Source organism: Pseudomonas sp. TWI923, from assembly GCF_039673365.1.
In the GTDB taxonomy this organism is placed as follows: domain Bacteria; phylum Pseudomonadota; class Gammaproteobacteria; order Pseudomonadales; family Pseudomonadaceae; genus Aquipseudomonas; species Aquipseudomonas sichuanensis.
In genome coordinates, this window is sequence record NZ_JBDJLM010000086.1 from 1 (window position 1) to 20,814 (window position 20,814).

Consider the following 20,814-nt stretch of genomic DNA (forward strand, 5'->3'; position numbering starts at 1 on the left):
TTTTGACTATCAGTCCGTACTCACAAGCACCCACACGAATTGCTTGATTCAATTTGTTAAAGAGCGTTTGGTTAAGAGCTTTTCGTCTCAACCGAGGCGCGCATTCTACGCCTTCCTCATTTGCTGTCAAGCGTTTATTTTGAAGTTATTTCCGAGAAACTCGTTTGGCTTCAACCGCTTAACTCGCTGCGATCTCTCGTAGCGGGAGGCGAATCATACAGCGTTACAACCTGCTGTCAACCACCTTTTTCACCGCTGCCGATCGTGAGACCGAAACGCTTCCGGAGCTTTCGATTCGCTTAACTCGTTGAATTTCAAGGAGTTTTGCGTTCCGTTGTCGCTGGAAGTGGGGCGCATTATAAGGGGATCTGAAACCCCGTCAACCTTTAATTTCAAGAAACAGAAATATAGGAGAACGACCGGATAAAGACGGCAAGACACGCAACCCACGCTCAGGCCGCCCTCTTACGCCCTCCCGCAAACCTGGGCACTCGCTTCGCCACCGCCGGAATTCGCAGCACCATCAGCAACGCCCCTACCCCTGCATAGATGACCCACTCCTTCAAATCCGAACGCACGATCCACAAGAAATGCAGCAACCCCAACCCAAGAATTACATACACCAGCTTGTGCAGCTTCTTCCAACGCGCCCCTAGCCGTCGCTGACTGTAGCGATTGGAGGTGACCGCCAACGCCAGCAAGCCAAGGAAACCCAACGCGCCGACAATGATGTACGGCCGCTTGCGCAGCTCAACCCCCAGCTGCCCCCAATCCAGGCCCAGGATGAAAACCATATATGAAGTCATGTGCAGCACTATATAAGCAAAGCACCACAACCCCAGCTGCCGGCGCACCACGATCCAGCCCGACCACCCTGTCAATTTCTGCAGCGGCGTCATGCTCAAGGTAATCAATAGAAAGACCAACGCCCCCAGCCCAAGCCGATCCACCAGGATCTTGCCCGGATCTGGGTCGAGCTGCCCCGTCGCCGCCTGATACAGCCACCAGGCCGGAAACAGGCAGCCGAGCACAAAGATCGCCAATCGCAACCAGGGATAACGCATCAATAGTTCTTCCGCAGATCGAGCCCGGTGTACAACGACGCTACCTCATCAGCATAACCGTTGAACATCTGCGTCTCCCGCACATTGGGGCTGAACAGCCCACTGGGCAAGCGCCGCTCGCGAGCCTGGGTCCAGCGTGGATGATCGACCGTCGGGTTGACGTTGGCATAGAAACCATATTCATCCGGCGCCAGCCCTTGCCAGGTGGTATGCGGCTGCTCCGCCACCAGGCTGATGCGTACGATCGACTTGATGCTCTTGAAGCCATACTTCCATGGCACCACCAGACGCAGTGGCGCGCCGTTCTGGTTTGCCAACTCCCGGCCATACATGCCCACAGCCAGGATCGCCAACGGGTTCATCGCCTCGTCCAGGCGCAGCCCTTCTACATAAGGCCAGTCGATCAGGGCAAAACCGGAGCGTTGCCCGGGCATGCTCTTTGGGTCTTGCAGCGTTTCGAAACGAACATAACGCGCCTTGGAAGTTGGCTCGACCTGCTTGAGCACTTGCGCCAGAGGAAAGCCCAACCACGGAATGACCATCGACCAGGCCTCTACGCAGCGCAGCCGATAAATACGCTCCTCGAGCTGATAGGGCTTGACGAAGTCCTCCAGCGCATAGCGCCCGGGCTTTGCCACCTCGCCATCGACCACCAGGCTCCAAGGCTCGGTCTTCAGGCTGCCCGCATTGGCTGCAGGGTCGCCCTTGTCGGGCCCGAACTCATAGAAGTTGTTGTAGTGAGTGGCGTCCTTGAACGGCGTGATGGCCTCATCCTTCACGGTGACTGCCTGCCAGCGCGTGGCACCCAGCTTTTCGGTGAACCACGCAGGCGCCGCTCCGGCTGCGGCATCGGCATAACGCGATGGCTCTGCGGCCACTCCCAAACGCGGCAAAGCGCCCAGGGCCATGCCTGCCAAGGTGCCACCCAGCATGCTGCGACGGGAAAGATAGATATGTTCGGGGGTGACCTGTGCCGACGTGCAGTCGGATGATCGAGGGAGTTTGATGAGCATGACGGCTCCACAGTACGGGCAACTGATGTACCCGTAAGACTATGGAGCCGGCAGGTTATTCCACGATTAAATCTTCATGAGGTTTTACGACGACCGCGCAGCAGGTACTGCAGCGGGCCGGAAACCGCATAAGCGAGGAAGATCAGCAGCAGGATGCGGGGCGGGTCGCTGAACACTACGGCGAACACCAGCACCACGGCCAGGATCGCAACAAAGGGCACACGCCCCTTGAGATCCAGCTCCTTGAAGCTGTTGTACTTGATGTTGCTGACCATCAGCATGCCGGCAGCAGCTACCAGCAATGCCACCAGGAACGACAACTTGGAACCCTGGATACCGAAATCGCTGAACGCCCACACAGTGCCAGCCACAACGCCAGCCGCGGCTGGGCTGGCCAGGCCGATGAAGTAGCGTTTGTCGGCGGTGCCGACCTGGGTGTTGAAACGCGCCAGGCGCAGTGCGGCACCGGCCACATAGATGAAGGCGACCATCCAGCCGACCTTGCCCATATCGCCCAGTGCCCAGCCGAAGGCCAGCAAGGCCGGCGCCACACCAAAGGCGACCATGTCCGACAGCGAGTCGTACTCGGCACCGAAGGCACTCTGGGTGTTGGTCATGCGCGCCACACGGCCATCGAGGCCGTCGAGAACCATGGCGACGAAGATCGCGATGGCGGCGAAGGCGAAATACTTGCTCGCTTCGCGCGGATCACCAGCGCTCAGGGCGCTCTGCGCACTCATCGAACTGATGATGGAATAGAAGCCGGCAAACAGGTTGGCGGTGGTGAACAGGTTGGGCAGCAGGTAGATGCCGCGGTGACGGACCTTGCGGCCTTCGGCGTCATGCCCTTCTTCGACATGCTCATCGATCGGTAGCAGGCTTTCGGCGTCGGAGGGCTTGTTCGGCTCTTCGGGACGTTCGCTCATGAAAAGTACCTTGCAACGGGGGTGGAATATGTTCGACACGGGCTCGCGAAACGGGTTCTGACGGCGAGCCACTGGTCGCTTTATACCAGAAGCCGGCCGCGCAAACGAAAAAACGCGGCCGAAGCCGCGTTTTTCATTTAGCCAAGCAAGACTTAGTTCTTGCTCTTGTCGACGATCTTGTTCGCCGAGATCCACGGCATCATCGAACGCAGTTGCTCGCCGATGATTTCGATACCGTGGGCGGCGTTGTTACGGCGCTTGGCGGTCATCGATGGGTAGTTGGTGGCACCTTCGCTGATGAACATCTTCGCGTATTCGCCGTCCTGGATGCGCTTCAGAGCGTTGCGCATGGCCTTGCGGGATTCTTCGTTGATGACTTCAGGGCCGGTGACGTACTCACCGTACTCGGCGTTGTTGGAGATCGAGTAGTTCATGTTGGCGATACCGCCTTCGTACATGAGGTCAACGATCAGCTTCAGTTCGTGCAGGCACTCGAAGTAGGCCATTTCTGGCGCGTAGCCAGCTTCGACCAGGGTTTCGAAACCAGCTTTGACCAGCTCGACGGTACCGCCGCACAGAACAGCCTGCTCACCGAACAGGTCGGTTTCGGTCTCGTCCTTGAAGGTGGTTTCGATGATGCCGGTACGGCCGCCACCGACGCCTGCGGCGTAGGACAGGGCGACGTTCTTGGCATTGCCCGAAGCGTCCTGGTAGATAGCGATCAGGTCAGGGATGCCGCCGCCTTTGACGAACTCGGAGCGCACGGTGTGGCCCGGGGCCTTCGGTGCGATCATGATCACGTCGAGGTCGGCACGCGGAACGACCTGGTTGTAGTGGATCGAGAAGCCGTGGGAGAAGGCCAGGGTGGCGCCTTTCTTGATGTTCGGCTCGATCTCGTTCTTGTACAGCTGGCCCTGGAACTCGTCCGGGGTGAGGATCATGACCAGGTCGGCGGCAGCGACGGCGGTGGCCACGTCGGCTACTTTCAGGCCGTGGGCTTCTGCCTTGGCAACGGTGGCCGAGCCTTTACGCAGACCGACGGTAACGTCTACACCGGAGTCCTTCAGGTTGCACGCCTGAGCGTGGCCCTGGGAGCCGTAACCGATGATGGCGACTTTCTTGCCCTGGATGATGGAAAGGTCGCAGTCTTTATCGTAGAAAACTTTCATGAAATACCCCTGGTTATATCTCGGCCCCTGCGGAGCCATAGCTAATTTTTGAAGTTAGATGCTGAGCACTTTGTCGCCACGGGCAATGCCGGTGACGCCACTGCGCACGGTTTCGAGAATCGATGCGGTGCCGATGGCCTGGATGAAGCTGTCCAGTTTGTCGCTGGTACCGCTCAGCTGTACGGTGTACACGCTGGCGGTCACATCGACGATCTGGCCGCGGAAGATATCCGTGGTGCGCTTGATCTCGGCGCGCTGGGCACCGGTGGCCTTGACCTTGACCAGCATCAGTTCGCGCTCGATGTGAGCGCTTTCCGACAGGTCGACCAGCTTGACCACTTCGACCAGCTTGTTCAGGTTCTTGGTGATCTGTTCGATCACTTCATCATGGCCGACGGTGGTCAACGTCAGACGCGACAGGGTCGGGTCTTCGGTCGGTGCCACGGTCAGGCTTTCGATGTTGTAGTTGCGCTGGGAGAACAGGCCGACCACGCGAGACAAGGCACCGGGTTCGTTTTCCAGCAGCAGGGAAATGATGTGCCGCATATCAGGTACGCTCCGTCTTGCTCAGCCACATGTCACGCATCGAGCCATCCTTGATCTGCATCGGATAGACGTGCTCGGTACGGTCGATCGCGATGTCGATGAAGACCAGGCGGTCCTTCATGGCAAATGCTTCTTCCAGCTTCGGCTTGAGGTCCTTCAGGCTGGTGATGCGGATACCCACATGACCATAGGCCTCGGCCAACTTGACGAAGTCAGGCAGCGACTCGACATAGGAATGCGAGTGGCGGCCGTTGTAAGCCATGTCCTGCCACTGGCGGACCATGCCCAACACACCGTTGTTCATGTTGACGATCTTCACCGGCAGGCCGTACTGCATGCAGGTGGACAGCTCCTGGATGTTCATCTGGATGCTGCCTTCGCCAGTGACGCAGGCCACGTCATGATCCGGGAAGTTGAGCTTGATGCCCATGGCCGCCGGGAAACCGAAGCCCATGGTGCCCAGGCCACCGGAGTTGATCCAGCGGTTGGGTTTGTTGAAGCGGTAGTACTGCGCCGCGAACATCTGGTGCTGGCCCACGTCGGAGGTGACGAAGGCATCGCCCTTGGTCACTTCGCACAGCGTCTCGATGACCTGCTGCGGCTTGATGACGTTGCCGTCGCCCTTGTCGTAAGGGAACAGGCCACCGTCGCCACGCCATTCGTCGATCTGCTTCCACCAGGCATCCAACGCCGCCTTGTCAGGCTGCTCGCCAATTTCCTTGAGAATGCCGAGCATTTCGTTGAGCACGCTTTCGACCGGGCCGACGATCGGCACGTCGGCCTTGATCATCTTCGAGATCGACGCCGGGTCGATGTCGATATGAATGATCTTGGCGTTCGGGCAGAACTTGGCCGGGCCGTTGACCACGCGGTCGTCGAAACGCACGCCGACAGCGAAGATCACATCGGCATTGTGCATCGCCAGGTTGGCGGTGTAGCTGCCGTGCATACCGAGCATGCCGAGGAACTGGCGGTCGGTACCCGGGAAGCCACCGAGGCCCATGAGAGTGTTAGTGACCGGCAGGTTCAGCGACTTGGCGATTTCGGTGAGGGCTTCGGAGCCACCACCGAGGATGACGCCACCGCCGGAGTAGACGACCGGGCGCTTGGCCGCGAGGAGCATTTCGGCTGCCTTGCGGATCTGGCCGGAGTGACCACGTACAGCCGGGCTATACGAACGCAGCTTGACCTTTTTCGGGTAGATGTACTCGAACTTCTCAGCCGGGTTGGTCATATCTTTTGGAATGTCGACCACGACCGGGCCGGGACGGCCGGATTGCGCAAGATAGAAAGCTTTTTTCAGAACTTCCGGGATTTCCGAAGCATGCTTGACCATGAAGCTGTGCTTCACGATCGGCCGGGAAATACCGATCATGTCGGTTTCCTGGAAGGCATCGGTGCCGACCATGGTGCTGGGCACCTGGCCAGACAGGATGACCATCGGAATGGAATCCATGTAAGCGGTGGCAATACCGGTGATGGCATTGGTCGCACCTGGGCCGGAAGTCACCAGTACCACGCCGGCCTTGCCGGTGGCACGGGCGTAACCGTCCGCCATATGGGTGGCAGCCTGTTCGTGACGGACCAGGATGTGCTGGACTTCCGGTTCCTTGAACAGAGCATCGTAAACATGAAGGAGAGCACCGCCAGGGTACCCGTAGATGTGCTTAACGCCCTCGTCACGCAAGAAGCGGACGACCATCTCAGCGCCAGATAAAAGCTCCACGTTGTTCACCTCTAAAACGCCAGAATACCGTCCTCACTGGACGGGTCTTATTAGGTTTACTGCCAAGCAGAGCATGAGCGAACGTCAGCACTGACTGAGCAAGTATTGGGAATGCCCTGGTGTGTTGCGGGCTTTCCCACCCAGCGCGAGGTAACGCGTTGCGGGGTGTTACAAGTCGGCGCGGGTGTGCGCCTCATGATCTGCTTAGCGGGTCTGCTTCTGGCAGTCCCTCTACAGCGGAATCTGGATTCTTGTGATTTGGCGCCAACAAGTCAAGAAAAATTATTGCCAATTTTTCCGCAAGATGAATCGCCAGCACCACTAAAAAGGCGCGCAGCAGCAGAAGAATAAAGATTTCCATAAAAAAGGGCCACAATCTGCGGCCCTTAAAGGAAAAAGAGAAGAAATCAGGCGGAAGGCGCGATCAATTGATCGAATTCTGCCAACAGGCGCCGTAACACGCGGCTTTGTTCCGGGCGATCGACAAACACCGTCTCGGCCATCACCAGGATGCCCGAGGCGTTCGGCAACGCCAGTCCGTGCTCGAGGATCAGCTTCATGCGTGGCAGGAAGATCCACTGCAGCCACTGCTCGAAGCTCATGCTGTCCACCGCGAACGGCACCGTGCTGGCCAGCATCTTGTCGCTGGGCGTATCAGCGCTCCACCAGCCCTGGACCTTGAGCTCTTGCTCGATCAGCAGCAGATGGTCGGCGATATCGAGAATGCGCTGTTCCATCACAGGTTGACCCGCGCCTTCTGCCGCGCCAGTGCGGCACCGGCGCTGTCGCCTTGCTTCTCGCGGGCCTGGGCGATGGTGTTCCACAGCTGGGCCTGAAGGTCTGGACGGCCGTTGGCGTAGGTCAGCGCGCGACGGGCCAGTTGCTCGGATTGCGCCGCGTCACCTTGCGACAGGCGCACCTGGGCCAGGCGGAACAGCACCTGCGGCTCGCGCGGGGCGATGCGCTGGGCACGCTCCAGGCTCGAAGCGGCGCCGTTGAAGTCACCACTGCCCTGCTGCTGCTGGGCGGTGGTCAGCAGCGCCAGCACCGGGCCATCGAGTTGCTCGTCGGCGGACAAGCCGCCGGTGTTGGCGCGCGGGATGCCGGTCGGCGCCTGGGTGACGGCCGGAGGGTTGCTCATCGAGGCGATGTCGAACGGCTCATCGGCCACCGGGTTGGGGTTGCTGGTGATGGGGCCAGTGCTGATCGGGCCCGGGGTGATCGGGCCGCTGCTGACCGGGCCGGGAGTAATCGGCCCGGTGCTGATCGGCGCGCCGCCGGTGCCCTGCGGGATCATCACGGTGACGCCGCCTTCTTCGGGCAACGACTGCGCCTGGCTGCTGCCGCCACTGGTCGGGTAGGCCGAGGTGCGCTTGGCCTGGACCCGCTCACTGTTGGAGACCCGGGTGCTCGAATCCACCACCGGGATGTTGCCACGCTGGACGCTGGAGCAGCCTTGCAGCACGGTTACCGCGGTCAAGACAGGAATCCACCACTTCTTCACTTCACACCCTCTTCAAAAGCTCGTGCTCAATTCATCCACCCCTTGACCCAGTCCATGACCGATTCGGCCGGGTTCTGTTCGCCACCACAGGTGGCGCCAGCGGGCGGTTCGCTGCCGCGAATATACGGCATCTGCACGGCTCCCGGACAGCTACCGTCGGAACCCTGGCCGCTGTAAGGGTCGATCCACGCCTGCACCACGTTGTCGGGTAGCGGCATGTCCAGCGGCAACGGGTCGGCCTTCTTCATGAAGCTGGTCCACACCTGCAGCGCGCCGGTGGCGCCGGTGAACGGCGTCTTGCCGTTGTCGTCGCGGCCCAGCCAGACCACTGCCAGCAGGTCCTGGCTGAAGCCGGAGAACCAACTGTCGCGCGAGTCGTTACTGGTGCCGGTCTTGCCCGCCAGCGTCAGCGAGCTGGGCAGCACGCTATACACCGAACGCCCGGTACCTTCACGCATTACCCGCTGCATGGCGTTCTGCACCAGATAGATGGCACCGGGGTCAAAGGTTTGCTGGATCTGGAACGGGTAGCGCTTGAGCGGCTCGCCTTCGGCGGTGAGCACGCTGCGAATGCCACGCATCGGTGTATTGAAGCCACCGTTGGCGATGGTCTGGTACATGGTCGCAACCTGCATCGGCGACATGCCGCCAGCGCCCAGCAGCATCGACGGGAACGCCGGCCAGTCGACCTGCACACCCAGGCGGCCGATGGTCTTGATCACGTTCGGCACGCCCACTTCCAGGCCGAGCTTGGCGGTCGACAGGTTGTAGGAGTTGGCCAGGCCCTGGTACAGGTAGATGGTGCCATGGGGGCGGCGATCGTAGTTCTGCGGGCGCCACACCTGGCCGTCGGCACCTTTGACCGAGAACGGCTCGTCCTGCACCCGAGTGGTCAGGCTGTACTTGCTCGGTTGCTCAAGCGCGGTAAGGTAGACCGCCGGCTTGACCAGCGAGCCGATCGGCCGCACGGCGTCGATGGCACGGTTAAAGCCGGCAAAGCCCGACTGACGGCTGCCGATCAGCGCCTGCACCTCGCCGGTTTCCGGGTTGGTGACGACCATCGCCGACTCCACCTCGTCGGCGCCCTTGCGCCCGGCCAAGCGCTTGAACGTCTCGCTCATGGCGGTTTCGGCCTTCATCTGCAGGATCGGGTCGAAACTGGTGAAGATGCGCAGGCCTTCTTCGGTCAAGTCTTCGTCGCGGTAGTCCTGGCGCAGCTGACGCTTGACCAGGTCGAGGAATGCCGGGAACGAGCTGTCGGCCAGGCTGCCGCGCTTGGTCACGCCCAGCGGCATCTTCTTCGCAGCATCAATCACTTCCTGGCTGGCCACGCCCTGCTCGGCCAGCAGGTCGAGCACCAGGTTGCGGCGCTGCAGGGCGCGCTCGGGGTAACGACGCGGGTTGTAGTAGGACGGCCCCTTGACCATGCCCACCAGCAAGGCAATCTGGTGCAGCTTGAGTTCCTGCAGCGGCTGGCTGAAGAAGAACTGGCTGGCCAGGCCGAAACCATGCACGGCGCGCTGGCCGTCCTGGCCGACGAAGACTTCGTTCAGGTACGCCTCGAGGATCTCGCGCTTGTCGTAGTGCATCTCCAGCAGCACGGCCATCATGGCCTCGGTCAGCTTGCGGCTAAGGCTGCGCTCGTTGGTGAGGAAGAAGTTCTTCACCAACTGCTGGGTCAGGGTACTGCCGCCCTGACGCATAGCGCCCGAGGAGGTGTTCACCCAGATGGCCCGGGCAATGGACTTGGGCGATACGCCGAAGTGGCTGTAGAAATCGCGGTCTTCCGTGGCGATCAGGGTCTCCAGCAGGTACGGCGGGACCTGGTCGATCTTGATCAGGATGCGGTCTTCAAGATTCTTCGGGTAGATACCGCCAATCATTAGCGGCTCCAGGCGCACCACGTCGAGCTTGCCGCCGTTGGCACCGCTGAGCCCCGCAACGTAGTCACCGGAGAACCGTACACGCACGAACTGCGCCGGCTCCATACCTTCATAGAACTGGAAGCCGCGGGTATTGAGGTCGACGTTGTTACCATTTATCGACGCCGCGCCCGGGCCATTGGCCGCACTCTCGCGACGGTAGCCGAGGGCATCGAGCTCGGTGAGGAAGTCGTTCTTGCTCAGCTTCTGGCCGACGAACAGCTCCAGCGGCCGGGCGTACACCTTGGCCGGGATGGTCCAGCGCTTGCCGGAAAACTTCTCCTGCACAGTCGCATCGAGGTAGACCGCAAAACCGGCGATCAGGACAAGGCCGACCAGGCTGAGCTTGAGTGCCCAGCCCAACCAGGCGCGCGCACGGCCGGTCGGCTGCTTTTTAGGGGGGCGGGAATTTCGGGTACGAGTCATGGCGGCGGAGTATACGCACTTTCAAAAAGGGAGGCAGGCGCCCACAGGCGGTTTGCAGGGACGTCACCATTGACCATAATGGCGCCTTCGAATTCCCTGACCCCGAAAGGATCACTTGTGAGCCAAGCCCTGATCAGCGCGCTGCAGAACCCTGCACTTTATCCGCACCCTGTCGAGGGCTTCCAGCTCATCGAAACGCACATTTCCTGGGTCCTGCTCACCGGTGAGTTCGCCTACAAGATCAAGAAGCCCATGAACTTCGGCTTCCTCGACTTCACCGGCCTGGATCAGCGTGGGCATTTCTGCAACGAAGAACTGCGCCTGAACCAGCGCCTGACCGAAGGCCTGTACCTGGAAGTACTGCCCATTACCGGCAGCGCCGAAGCCCCGCAACTGGGCGGCGCAGGCACGCCGATCGAGTACGCGCTGAAAATGCGCCAGTTCCCCCAGGGCCAGATGCTCAGCACCCTGCAGGCCAACGGTGAGCTGAACGCCGACCACATCGACCAGATGGCCCGGCAGATTGCCGAGTTCCACCTGCAGGCACCGAAAGTCGCCGTCGAGCACCCGCTGGGTACGCCAGACGCCGTCATGGCCCCGGTGGAACAGAACTTCGAGCAGATTCGCCCGTTCCTCAGCGACAAGGCCGACCTGCAGCAGCTCGACAACCTGCAAGCCTGGGCCCAGGACAGCTTCAAACGCCTGCACGGCCTGCTCGAGGCGCGCAAGGCCGACGGTTTCATCCGCGAATGCCACGGTGACATCCACCTGGGCAACGCCACCCTGATCGACGGCAAGGTGGTGATCTTCGACTGCATCGAGTTCAACGAGCCGTTCCGCCTGACCGATGTCTACGCCGATGTCGGCTTCCTCGCCATGGACCTCGAAGACCGCGGCCTCAAGTGCCTGTCGCGGCGCTTCATCAGCCAGTACCTGGAGCTGACCGGCGACTACCAGGGCCTGGAGCTGCTGAACTTCTACAAGGCTTACCGCGCCCTGGTACGGGCCAAGGTCGCGCTGTTCAGCATGCCGGCCGACGCCGATGGCGTGCAACGCGCCACCACCCTGCGCACCTACCGCAACTACGCCAACCTGGCGGAAAGCTACAGCGCCATCCCGTCGCGCCTGCTGGCGATCACCCACGGTGTTTCGGCGGTGGGCAAAAGCCATGTGGCCATGCGCCTGGTCGAAGCGCTGGGCGCAGTGCGCGTGCGCTCCGATGTCGAACGCAAGCGCCTGTTCGGTGAGCAGCAGCAGGCCCAAGCCGGCCAGTTGCAGGCAGGGATCTATGACCAGCAGTCCAGCGCCGCGACCTACCAGCGCCTGCATGCGCTTGCAGAAATCATCCTGCGTGCCGGCTTCCCGGTAGTGCTGGACGCCACTTACCTCAAGCACGACCAGCGCAAGGCCGCGGCACAGGTCGCCAGCGAGACCGGCGTGCCCTTCCTGATTCTCGACTGCCAAGCCCCCGAGGCCGTCATCGAGAGCTGGCTGGCGCAGCGCCAGGCCGATAATGCCGACCCTTCGGATGCCACCCTCGAAGTCGTCAAGGCCCAGCAAGCCAGCCGCGAACCGCTCGATGCCGAAGAACAGAAGCACAGCAAGCGCGTCGAGACCCAGGAAAGCGCCAGCATGGACCAGCTGATCGACCAGATCCGCCAGCACCTGCCCGGCCTTTGACCCTCCAGGCGTGAAGCAGTCGACAGTTCACGCCTGAAGTCCGGCGCCCCTTCAGTGATGTCATTACAATGGCATCACACCCCACGAGGAGGCGCCTCCATGAACCAACCCCGGCAGCTGGACAACGTCCTGTACGCCCTGGTCCGCGACGAGAAGATCGCGACCTTCAACCGCGAAAAGCCAACGGACGCCCCCATCGATTTTCGCGGCGGCGATTTTCGTGGCCTGGACCTGCGCAACCTCGACGTGCGTGGCATCGACTTCACCGATGCATACTTTCGCGCCGCCGACCTGCGCGGCCTGGACCTGCGGGAAACCGGCCTGGAAGGCGCGAGCATCGCCCATGCGCAGATCTCCGGAACCTACTTCCCCAGCGAACTGAGCGCTGACGAAATACTCATGTCACTGAAATTCGGTACGCGCCTGCGCTATCGCACCGCGCGCTGACCCTCGACCAGGCACCGCCCCGCGCCCCGGGGCGGCAACCGGTCGGGCCCCGATGGCAAAAGGCCGCGCATTTCCCAACCCCCGCTACACTCCTCTCTGACCTGCTCGCGATTTATCCCCAAGACCCGTTCAGCCATCGCAAGGAGGCTCGATGAACGATGAATTGCAGCACCTGAAAAATCTTGGCAAGACCTCCGCGCAATGGCTGCACGCCGTCGGTATCCACAGTGCATCGGACCTTCGTCGCCTGGGCGCGGTAGGTGCCTATCAAGCCGTAAGAACGCGGGGTTTCCGGGCTTCCAAGGTGTTGTTGTACGCCATAGAGGGCGCCTTGCTGGACATGCACTGGAACGATTTGCCGGTTGAACGCAAAGAGGCGCTGAACCAGCAGCTCGACGCGAAGAGCCCGGCACAGAAGATGGAAAAATAAATTGCTGAAAGCCATTGACTCGGTAATGAGAATCGTTATGATTATCACAACTGGTCGCGAGACTGGTTGGGTAACCTGAAAGCCCCTGGTTCGGACTCTCAGATTATCTCCTCATCAGGCTAATCACGGTTATTGACCCGGCACTTTGCCGGGTCTTTTTTTGCCCGCGATTTACTGCCCTTTGCGCAGCTGGGCGCAATAATCCTGCTCGGGCAGTGCCGCGGTGTACCAGACAAAATCAGCCATGCCCGGCTCGACCGCCTCCCCCACTTGCGCCAGCAGCAACACCTTGCTGTCGCCTTTGGCCCCCAGGTCTGCCAGGTGCAGGGGCACGCCCAGGTCCTTGCGTGCGTGATAGCTGCCGGCGAACAGCAGCGCAGGTTGCGGCGCGCTCAGCAGGCGCTCGGCAATGCGCCGGTCGCGCTGTTGCTGGACGGCGAGCATTGCCGGTAGCTGGCTCTCCGGCAGCAGGTTGCAATGCCCGGCACGAACCTGCTCGCGCAATGCCTGCAACACATTCGCCGCATTGCTGCGCGCGCCAGGCGGGTTCACTGGCTGGCGATAAGCCTGGCGAATCTCGCCGGGGGACAAATTGGCCGACAGCAGCGGATAAGGTTGCGCCAAGGCTTCCCTCAGGATCGGCCCGTACAACTCCCAGTCCCAGCCATCCTGCCAGGCGAGGGCCTTGGGCAGGTCTTGTGGCAGTGGCCCGCCGTGCTGCAAGGCATCGACCAGCGGCTGCTGTTCGGGCTGGAGCATTTCCAGCAGCAGGCTGCCTTGCGGGCGGCGGCTCTCCATAGCGCGCAGCAACCAGAGCTGTAGCGCATGGTGGTCAGGGTTGTCGTGCTGCTCGCCGACCAGCACCCGAGGAGCGTTGGCGAGATGCTCGACCAGTTGCTCCGGGCTGATCAACCGGCCGCTGGCCAGGTCGCGGATCTGGCCCAACTGCGCGCTGTCACGGCCCTCACTGCTTTGCCAGGCCGGCAGTGGCGGCAGGCTGGCCTGGCACCCCGCCAATGCCAGTACCAGGCAGACCGACAAGAGGTGACGCATGGCTGAAGCTCCTAGGGTTTGTACGAAAAGTCGCCGAGCGGCGATCAGGCAAGGCGAAAACAGGCGAGGAACGGCCGGGGTCGCGCTCGACTTGACTGGTTGTCAATGAGCATTCCGAGCCTGTTTTCAACGCAGCATGATCGTCGCGCAGGCACTTTTTGTACAAACCCTAGCGAGTGATGATCAACGGATGGCCCCTCTCCGGATGCGCCTGCACCAGCACATCGATGCCGAATACCGCCTTCAGAGCCACTGGGGTCAGTACCGCCTGCGGCGTATCAAGAGCGTGGCAGCGCCCCTGCTCCAACAGCAGGATATGGTCACAGTAGCGGGCCGCCAGGTTCAGGTCATGCAGGATCACCAGCACCGCTGCGCCACGGTCGGCAAAACTGCGTACCGCCTGCAGCGTGGTGTGCTGGTGCAGCGGGTCGAGCATGGATGTCGGCTCGTCGAGCAACAGCGTGGTGCCGGCCTCACCCGGCCACAGCTGGGCCAGCACCCGGGCCAGGTGCACTCGCTGGCGCTCCCCCCCGGAGAGCGCAAGATAGCTGCGCTCGCCCAGGTGCCCGGCATCTGCCGCCTGCAATGCCGCGTCGACGATCTCCCGATCGCGCTGCCGGCCACTGGCATGGGGCAGCCGGCCCAGGCCGACCACCTCTTCGACACTGAAGCCGAAGCCCAGGCTGGACACCTGCGGCAACACCGCCAGCCGCCGTGCCCGCTCCTGCCCGGGCCAGTCCTCCAGCCCCCGCCCGTCCAGACGCACTCGCCCGGCACTGGGCGCCAGCTCACCGCACAGGGCGCCAAGCAGGCTGCTCTTGCCGGCACCGTTGGGGCCCAGCACGCCGAGGATCTGCCCTGGGTGAAGTTGCAGATGGATATCGTGCAGCACCTCGCTGCTGCCGCGCTTGAGCGACAGGCCTTCGACATCGAGCATCAGTTGCGCCCCTTGACCAGCAAGAACAGGAAGAACGGTGCCCCGATGAAGGCCGTGACAATGCCGATCGGCAGCTCTGCCGGCGCCAGGGCCAGGCGCGCGATCAGGTCGGCGAACAGCAACAGGGTGCCACCGGCCAGCAGCGACGCCGGCAGCAACACACGGTGATCCGGCCCCGCCAGCAGGCGCACCAGGTGCGGCACCACCAGGCCGATGAAGCCGATCAGGCCTGCCGCCGCCACCGCCGCGCCGACACCCAGCGCGGTGCAGAACACCAGCTCACGTTTCAGCGCCTCCACTTCAACACCGAGATGGCGGGCCTCTGACTCGCCCAGCAGCAAGGCATTGAGCGCCTGTGCCCGCCGCGGCAACCACAGCGACACTGCTAGCGCCACCAGCAGCAGCGGCCAGAGGCGTTCATAGCTGGCGCCGTTGAGGCTGCCAAGGTTCCAGAACGTCAGGGTGCGCAAGGTCGCGTCATCTGCCAGATAGGTGAACAACCCGACCGCCGAGCCGCCCAGGGCGGTCATGGCGATACCGGCCAGCAGCATGGTCGCCACGTTGGTCTGGCCGTCACGCCGGCCAAGGCGATAGACCATCGCCGTCACCCCCAGGCCGCCGATGAAGGCACACAACGACAGCAGGTAGGGCGCGAACCACTCGGCTATGCCGCCCAGCCAACTGCCCCCCACGATCGCCACCGCCGCCCCCAGGGCGGCGCCACTGGCGACCCCCACCAGCCCAGGATCGGCCAGCGGGTTGCGAAACAGCCCCTGCATGGCCACCCCCGACAGCGCCAGTACCCCGCCCACCGCCAGCCCCAGCAAGGTGCGCGGCAGGCGGATCTGGCCGAGGATCATTTCGGCTTGCTCGAGCCCCGCACCGCTGATCGGCACGCCGATCAGGCGCAAGCCTGCGCGCAGGGTATCGAACAGCGGCAGGCTGACCGGCCCCAGCGCCAGCGACAGCCAGACCGCCAGCAGGCACAACAGCGCAAGGCCAGTGAACAGCGTGCGTGGCTGGACCCGCTGCCTCATGGGGCGAGGCTGGCCTTGGCGGCCGGGTAGAAGCTGGCGGCCAGCTCATGCAGGGTAGCGGGCAGGCGCGGGCCGAGGCCACCGACCAGCAGCGTCGGGTCGAGCGACAGCAGGCGCTTGTCGCGCACCGCACGCGAGCCGGCCAGGGCCGGGTTCTCCTTGATCAGCGCCTGCAGGGCGGCCTCGCCTGCCAGAGCCCGATCGGAGAACACCACCACGTCCGGGTCCAGCGCGGCCAGGGCCTCCACCGAGAAGTTCTTGTAGCCCTGATGGTCGGCCAGGTTGCGCGCCCCGGCCTGGCGCAGCAGCCAGTCGCCGGAAGTGCCAAGCCCGGCGATCAGTGGCTTGGCCCCGGCGTGCCCGACCAGCAGCAGCACGCCCGGTGCTTTCTGGCTGGCCTGGGCCTGCTTGATCTTGTCTTGCAGCCCTTGCAACTGGCGGTGGTAGTCACTGGCCAGGGTTGCCGCCTGCTGCTCGCTGCCCAGCAGTACCCCCAGGTGCTTGAGGTTCTCGTCCACCGCCGCCAGCTCGGCCTTGCTGGAGAACAGCTCGACCCGCACGCCGGCCTTGCGGATCTGCGCCAGCACCGGTGGCGGGCCCATCTCCTCGGTCCCCACCAGCACATCCGGGCGCAGGCTGAGGATGCCTTCTGCCGAAAGCTGGCGCTGGTAGCCGATGCTGGGCAATGCCTTGAGCGACTTGGGGTGCTGGCTGGTGGTGTCCACGCCGACCAGCCGCTGCTCCCCACCCAGCGCGCTGATCCATTCGCTCAGCGCGCCACCGGCACTGACCCAGCGCTGCGGCAGTTCGCCGGCCAGCGTCGGGGTAGATAAAAGCAGACCGGCACAGAGGGCGATCAGGGCAGCGGGACGGCGCATCATCGAATTCCTTTGCTTGAAGGCGGGCCGCGCGCCTTGTGGCGGGCGGTGGAACTGCGCACCATAGGCAGCCTGGCGCGGCGAATGCGGGCAATTTGATAATTATTCGCATTGAAGCGTCAAGCCATCCCTTGTCACACGGCTTAACTGAAAACACACCCCATCATGCATTTTCTCTGCGCCTCCACCGACCTCAGCGAAGGCCAAAGCCGCGCCTTCAGCGTAGCCGGCGTGCCACTGCTAGGCGTACGTCGCCATGGCCAGGTATTCATCTACCGCAACCGCTGCCCCCATCGCGGCATCACCCTCAACTGGGCGCCAGACAGCTTCCTCGACGAAAGCGCCAGCCTGATCCAATGCGCCCATCATGGCGCGCAGTTCCTGATCGAGAGCGGCGAATGCGTGGCCGGCCCGTGCGCGGGCGAGTGGCTGGAAGCCCTGGACTGCCTGGAAGACAGCCAGGGCATCTGGCTTAGCGAGTGAGCAGCACCGGCAGCGGCCGGTCGACCACGATCTGCTGTGCGTCCAGCCGGGTGCCGTAGGCCAGCACCTCTACCCCATCCGCCACCGCCGCGCGCAGGGCCTGGGCGTATGCGGCGTCGATTTCCTGTGCCGGGCGCACGGCCTCGATGCCGGTGAGGTTCACACAATACAACTGCACCGCGCGAACACCCTGGCGCGCCAATCCCGCCAGCTCGCGCAGGTGCTTGGCACCGCGCTGGGTCACGGCATCGGGGAAGGCCGCCACCGGGGTGTCCGGGTAACCGAGGGTCACGCTCTTGACCTCGACGTAAGCCTTGCTGCCATCGGCATACTCCAGATAGAAGTCGATGCGGCTGCGCTCCTCACCGTAGGCCACCTCGCGCTTGAGCGTGGTGAAACCGGCCAGTTCGGTGATGGTGCCCGCACGCAGCGCTTCTTCCACCAGTGCGTTGGCCCGCCCAGTGTTGACACAAGCCAGCCGGCCCTGGGGCGTTTCGCTGATTTCCCAGGTGCCGGGCAGCTTGCGCTTCGGGTCGTTGGAGCGGCTGAACCAGACCCGCCCGCCTTCACTCATGCAGTTGAGCATCGAGCCGGTGTTGGGGCAGTGGATGGTCATCTGCTCGCCACTGGCCAGCTCGATGTCGGCCAGGAAGCGCTTGTAGCGGCGCAGCAGGCGCGCCTCTTCCAGTTCGGGAAAATGCGCCATCAGCCTTGCCAGCTCCGCAGGCCCCGGGCGATGCGCTGCACAGCCTCTTCCAGGCGCGGCAAGCTCTGGGTGTATGCGAAACGCACATGGTGGCCGGCCTGGTGGCGACCAAAGTCCAGGCCCGGCGTGAAGGCCAGGTGTTCGGTTTCGAGGAAGTGCCGGCAGAAGGCGAAGGCATCGCCACCGAAGGCACTGATGTCGGCATACAGATAGAAGGCGCCCTGGGGCTCGACGGCAATACCGAAGCCCAGCTCGCGCAGGGCCGGCAGCAGGTAGTCACGGCGACGGGCAAACTCGGCACGGCGCTCTTCGAGAATCGCCAGTGTCTGTGGCTCGAAGCACGCCAACGCCGCATGCTGGGCCATGCTCGGGGCACTGATGTAGAGGTTCTGTGCCAGTTTTTCCAGGTCAGCCACCGCCGACGGCGGAGCCACCAGCCAGCCAAGGCGCCAGCCGGTCATGCCGAAATATTTGGAAAAGCTATTCAGGACGAAGGCCTCATCGTCCACTTCCAGCACGCTCGGCGCATCCATGCCATAGGTGAGGCCGTGATAGATCTCGTCCACCACCAGGTGGCCATTGCGCTCGCGGCTCGCCCTGGACAGGCTGGCCAACTGGTCACGGTCGAGCACCGTGCCGGTCGGGTTGGCTGGCGAAGCCACCAGCGCGCCGACGGTGTCCTTGTCCCAGTAGCGCTCGACCAGATCGGCGGTCAGCTGATAGTTCACCTCAGGCCCAACCGGCACCAACTGCGCGCCGCCTTCGACCAGGCGCAGGAAGTGGCGGTTGCACGGGTAGCCCGGGTCGGCCAGCAGCCAGTGCTTGCCAGGGTCGACCAGCAGGCTGCTGGCCAGCAGCAATGCGCCCGAGCCGCCTGGGGTGATGAGCACGCGCTCGGGGTCGAGGTCTACGCCGTAGCGCTGGCCATAGAAGCCGGCAATCGCCTCGCGCAACTGCGGCAGGCCACGGGCGGCAGTGTAGCGGGTATGCCCTGCGGCCAGGGCCGCCTGGCCGGCGGCAACGATGGGGGCGGCGGTGGTGAAGTCCGGCTCGCCGATCTCCAGGTGGATCACGTCGTGGCCGGCGGCTTGCAGTTCGTTGGCACGGGCCAGCAAGGCCATGACGTGGAAGGGTTCGATGGCGCGACTGCGCGCACTGTGTGGCTGAGCCATGGGCCTTCTCTCAATTGGGTCTAAACTGGTGATTCCACCTGTACATACCAGCGAACGTGCCGCCCGCGCCGCTGTCAATAGCAGGCATAGGGCGGGGTAGCGCACCCCGTATCTATCTGGTAAGTTCGGCGGCTCGCAGTCGCAGGGCCGGCGGTCGCCGGAGATGGAAGTATCCTGCGCATTGGATCAGATGAGTGAGAGGCGGTCTATTCATGTCCACCCTAGAAAAGCAAAAAGCCAGTCAAACGCTCTATGGCGTCGAGCCGTACAAGGAAACCAAGGGTGAAGAATACATGGGTGCCCCGATGCGGGCCCACTTCACCAAGCTTCTGAACGGCTGGAAGCAAGAGCTCATGGCCAGTGTCGACAAAACCATGGACCACATGAAGGACGAGGCAGCCAACTTCCCCGACCCAGCCGACCGCGCCAGCCAGGAAGAAGAGTTCGCCCTGGAACTGCGCAACCGCGATCGCGAGCGCAAGCTGATCAAGAAAATCGACAAGACCTTGCAACTGATCCAGGACGAAGACTACGGCTGGTGCGAATCCTGCGGTATTGAAATCGGCCTGCGTCGCCTGGAAGCCCGTCCGACTGCGGACCTGTGCTTCGACTGCAAGGAAATCGCCGAGAAAAAGGAAAAGACGGTCGGCAAAGGCTGATCCGAATCCCGAAAAGACGGGGCGTACTGGTTGTGGGAGCGGGCTTGCCCCTTCCCACATCAGATACGCCCCGTTTTCATTTATATAGCTCGCACAGCCCATGACCCCAGCCCCCTACATCGGACGCTTCGCCCCCACGCCCAGCGGTTACCTGCACTTCGGCTCGCTGGTCGCCGCCCTCGCCTCCTGGCTCGACGCACGCGCCGTCAACGGCCGTTGGCTGCTGCGCATGGAAGATACCGACCCGCCACGCGAGATGCCCGGTGCCCGCGATGCCATTCTGCAGACCCTTGAACGTTACGGGCTGGAGTGGGATGGCGAGGTGGTTTGCCAGAGCCAGCGCCACGACGCCTATGCTGCAGTCGTCGACCGGCTGTTCAATATGGGCCTGGCCTATGCCTGCACCTGCTCGCGCAAGCAACTGGAGGGGCATCACGGCATCTACCCGGGCTTTTGCCGCAATGCCGGGCATGCCCGCGAAGGCGCGGCGATACGCCTGCGGGTGCCCGAGCTGATCTACCGCTTCAATGACCGGGTGCAAGGCCTGTTCGAGCAGCACCTGGGGCGCGAAGTGGGCGATTTCGTCATCCAGCGACGCGATGGGCTCTACGCCTACCAGCTGGCCGTCGTGCTGGACGATGCCTGGCAGGGGGTGACCGATGTCGTGCGCGGCGCCGACCTGCTGGACAACACACCGCGCCAGCTCTACCTGCAGGAGCTGCTGGGCTTCTCGCAGCCGCGCTACCTGCATATCCCACTGATCGTCCAGCCCGACGGGCACAAGCTGGGCAAGTCGTACCGCTCGCCGCCGCTAGAGCCGGACCAGGCCACGCCGCTGCTGCTGCGAGCATTGCGCGCACTGGGCCAGCACACCGACCCGGCACTGTCGAGCGCCAGCCCCGCCGAGGTGCTGGCGGTGGCGCGAACGCAGTGGCGGCCGGAACAAATTGCACGGCAGATGACGGTGCCTGAAGCCGATTTACGGTGAAGCCATCGCGGGGCAAGCCCGCTCCCACGCAGATAACTAGCGTGGGAG

The 20,814-nt window shown here is 63.0% G+C and carries 22 protein-coding genes; 6 read left to right on the plus strand and 16 right to left on the minus strand.

All coding sequences use genetic code 11. The features are described from left to right. Positions 1–452: 452 nt before the first annotated feature. From msrQ to mrcB, 10 genes are all read right to left on the minus strand, one after another. On the minus strand, positions 453–1,064 hold the full coding sequence (gene msrQ, locus ABE459_RS22640; protein ID WP_125462574.1) for a protein-methionine-sulfoxide reductase heme-binding subunit MsrQ: 612 nt from the start codon (positions 1,062–1,064) through the stop codon (positions 453–455). Continuing rightward, positions 1,064–2,077, minus strand: coding sequence for a protein-methionine-sulfoxide reductase catalytic subunit MsrP (gene msrP / locus ABE459_RS22645; protein ID WP_323830370.1), 1,014 nt, complete (start codon positions 2,075–2,077; stop codon positions 1,064–1,066). The genes msrQ and msrP overlap by 1 nt, the downstream gene beginning before the upstream one ends. A gap of 74 nt (positions 2,078–2,151) precedes the next feature. Then, entirely contained in the window at positions 2,152–3,003 is an 852-nt protein-coding gene (gene pssA, locus ABE459_RS22650; protein WP_110995968.1) for a CDP-diacylglycerol--serine O-phosphatidyltransferase, read from the minus strand. A gap of 152 nt (positions 3,004–3,155) precedes the next feature. After that, positions 3,156–4,172, minus strand: a complete 1,017-nt coding sequence (gene ilvC, locus ABE459_RS22655) for a ketol-acid reductoisomerase (RefSeq protein ID WP_125462571.1) — start codon at positions 4,170–4,172, stop codon at positions 3,156–3,158. Positions 4,173–4,226: 54 nt separating this feature from the next. Next, positions 4,227–4,718: an acetolactate synthase small subunit gene (ilvN, locus tag ABE459_RS22660; protein ID WP_003250040.1), complete on the minus strand. Its 492-nt coding sequence runs from the start codon at positions 4,716–4,718 to the stop codon at positions 4,227–4,229. 1 nt (position 4,719) lies between these two features. Continuing rightward, on the minus strand, positions 4,720–6,444 hold the full coding sequence (locus ABE459_RS22665) for an acetolactate synthase 3 large subunit (protein ID WP_125462570.1): 1,725 nt from the start codon (positions 6,442–6,444) through the stop codon (positions 4,720–4,722). A 193-nt stretch (positions 6,445–6,637) separates the two neighbouring features. After that, on the minus strand, positions 6,638–6,805 hold the full coding sequence (locus ABE459_RS22670; protein ID WP_346648141.1) for a hypothetical protein: 168 nt from the start codon (positions 6,803–6,805) through the stop codon (positions 6,638–6,640). A 46-nt stretch (positions 6,806–6,851) separates the two neighbouring features. Continuing rightward, positions 6,852–7,184 carry a YqcC family protein gene (locus ABE459_RS22675; RefSeq protein ID WP_323830368.1) on the minus strand — a complete coding sequence of 111 codons (333 nt, stop codon included), beginning with the start codon at positions 7,182–7,184 and terminating at the stop codon, positions 6,852–6,854. Beyond that, positions 7,181–7,948 carry a tetratricopeptide repeat protein gene (locus tag ABE459_RS22680; RefSeq protein ID WP_125462568.1) on the minus strand — a complete coding sequence of 256 codons (768 nt, stop codon included), beginning with the start codon at positions 7,946–7,948 and terminating at the stop codon, positions 7,181–7,183. The genes ABE459_RS22675 and ABE459_RS22680 overlap by 4 nt, the downstream gene beginning before the upstream one ends. A gap of 26 nt (positions 7,949–7,974) precedes the next feature. Further along, positions 7,975–10,296: a penicillin-binding protein 1B gene (mrcB, locus tag ABE459_RS22685; RefSeq protein WP_125462567.1), complete on the minus strand. Its 2,322-nt coding sequence runs from the start codon at positions 10,294–10,296 to the stop codon at positions 7,975–7,977. A gap of 117 nt (positions 10,297–10,413) precedes the next feature. Between mrcB and ABE459_RS22690 the strand changes: the two genes are divergently transcribed. The 3 genes from ABE459_RS22690 to ABE459_RS22700 all read left to right on the plus strand — a co-directional run bounded on the left by ABE459_RS22690 (position 10,414) and on the right by ABE459_RS22700 (position 12,853). Beyond that, on the plus strand, positions 10,414–11,976 hold the full coding sequence (locus ABE459_RS22690) for an AAA family ATPase (protein WP_346648142.1): 1,563 nt from the start codon (positions 10,414–10,416) through the stop codon (positions 11,974–11,976). A 99-nt stretch (positions 11,977–12,075) separates the two neighbouring features. Continuing rightward, positions 12,076–12,423, plus strand: coding sequence for a pentapeptide repeat-containing protein (locus ABE459_RS22695; protein ID WP_110995974.1), 348 nt, complete (start codon positions 12,076–12,078; stop codon positions 12,421–12,423). A gap of 151 nt (positions 12,424–12,574) precedes the next feature. Further along, positions 12,575–12,853, plus strand: coding sequence for a TfoX/Sxy family protein (locus tag ABE459_RS22700; protein ID WP_110995975.1), 279 nt, complete (start codon positions 12,575–12,577; stop codon positions 12,851–12,853). A gap of 171 nt (positions 12,854–13,024) precedes the next feature. Here ABE459_RS22700 and ABE459_RS22705 read toward each other — a convergent pair whose 3' ends face one another. From ABE459_RS22705 to ABE459_RS22720, 4 genes are all read right to left on the minus strand, one after another. Further along, positions 13,025–13,906, minus strand: coding sequence for a ChaN family lipoprotein (locus ABE459_RS22705; RefSeq protein WP_323830366.1), 882 nt, complete (start codon positions 13,904–13,906; stop codon positions 13,025–13,027). Positions 13,907–14,075: 169 nt separating this feature from the next. Further along, positions 14,076–14,843 (minus strand): heme ABC transporter ATP-binding protein, encoded by a 768-nt coding sequence (locus ABE459_RS22710; protein ID WP_125462564.1) that lies wholly within the window; start codon positions 14,841–14,843, stop codon positions 14,076–14,078. After that, a complete protein-coding gene (locus tag ABE459_RS22715) occupies positions 14,843–15,826 on the minus strand; it encodes an iron ABC transporter permease (protein ID WP_323830375.1) in 984 nt (327 codons plus the stop codon). Before ABE459_RS22715 ends, ABE459_RS22710 begins: the two co-directional genes overlap by 1 nt. 50 nt (positions 15,827–15,876) lie before the next feature. Further along, positions 15,877–16,761: an ABC transporter substrate-binding protein gene (locus tag ABE459_RS22720; RefSeq protein ID WP_323830365.1), complete on the minus strand. Its 885-nt coding sequence runs from the start codon at positions 16,759–16,761 to the stop codon at positions 15,877–15,879. Between the two features lie 162 nt (positions 16,762–16,923). Between ABE459_RS22720 and ABE459_RS22725 the strand changes: the two genes are divergently transcribed. Further along, a complete protein-coding gene (locus ABE459_RS22725; protein ID WP_125462561.1) occupies positions 16,924–17,241 on the plus strand; it encodes a Rieske (2Fe-2S) protein in 318 nt (105 codons plus the stop codon). On the opposite strand, the gene sfsA is transcribed toward ABE459_RS22725, so the two are convergent. After that, positions 17,231–17,947 (minus strand): DNA/RNA nuclease SfsA, encoded by a 717-nt coding sequence (sfsA, locus tag ABE459_RS22730; RefSeq protein ID WP_258705692.1) that lies wholly within the window; start codon positions 17,945–17,947, stop codon positions 17,231–17,233. The two genes, ABE459_RS22725 and sfsA, sit on opposite strands and share 11 nt — an antisense overlap. Continuing rightward, positions 17,947–19,119: a pyridoxal phosphate-dependent aminotransferase gene (locus tag ABE459_RS22735; RefSeq protein WP_125462559.1), complete on the minus strand. Its 1,173-nt coding sequence runs from the start codon at positions 19,117–19,119 to the stop codon at positions 17,947–17,949. The genes sfsA and ABE459_RS22735 overlap by 1 nt, the downstream gene beginning before the upstream one ends. 212 nt (positions 19,120–19,331) lie before the next feature. Here ABE459_RS22735 and dksA point away from each other — a divergent pair, with 212 nt between their 5' ends. Together dksA and gluQRS are read left to right on the plus strand one after the other, a co-directional pair. Continuing rightward, positions 19,332–19,778, plus strand: a complete 447-nt coding sequence (gene dksA, locus ABE459_RS22740; RefSeq protein WP_125462558.1) for an RNA polymerase-binding protein DksA — start codon at positions 19,332–19,334, stop codon at positions 19,776–19,778. Between the two features lie 100 nt (positions 19,779–19,878). After that, positions 19,879–20,766, plus strand: coding sequence for a tRNA glutamyl-Q(34) synthetase GluQRS (gene gluQRS, locus ABE459_RS22745; protein ID WP_323830364.1), 888 nt, complete (start codon positions 19,879–19,881; stop codon positions 20,764–20,766). Positions 20,767–20,814 lie beyond the last annotated feature (48 nt).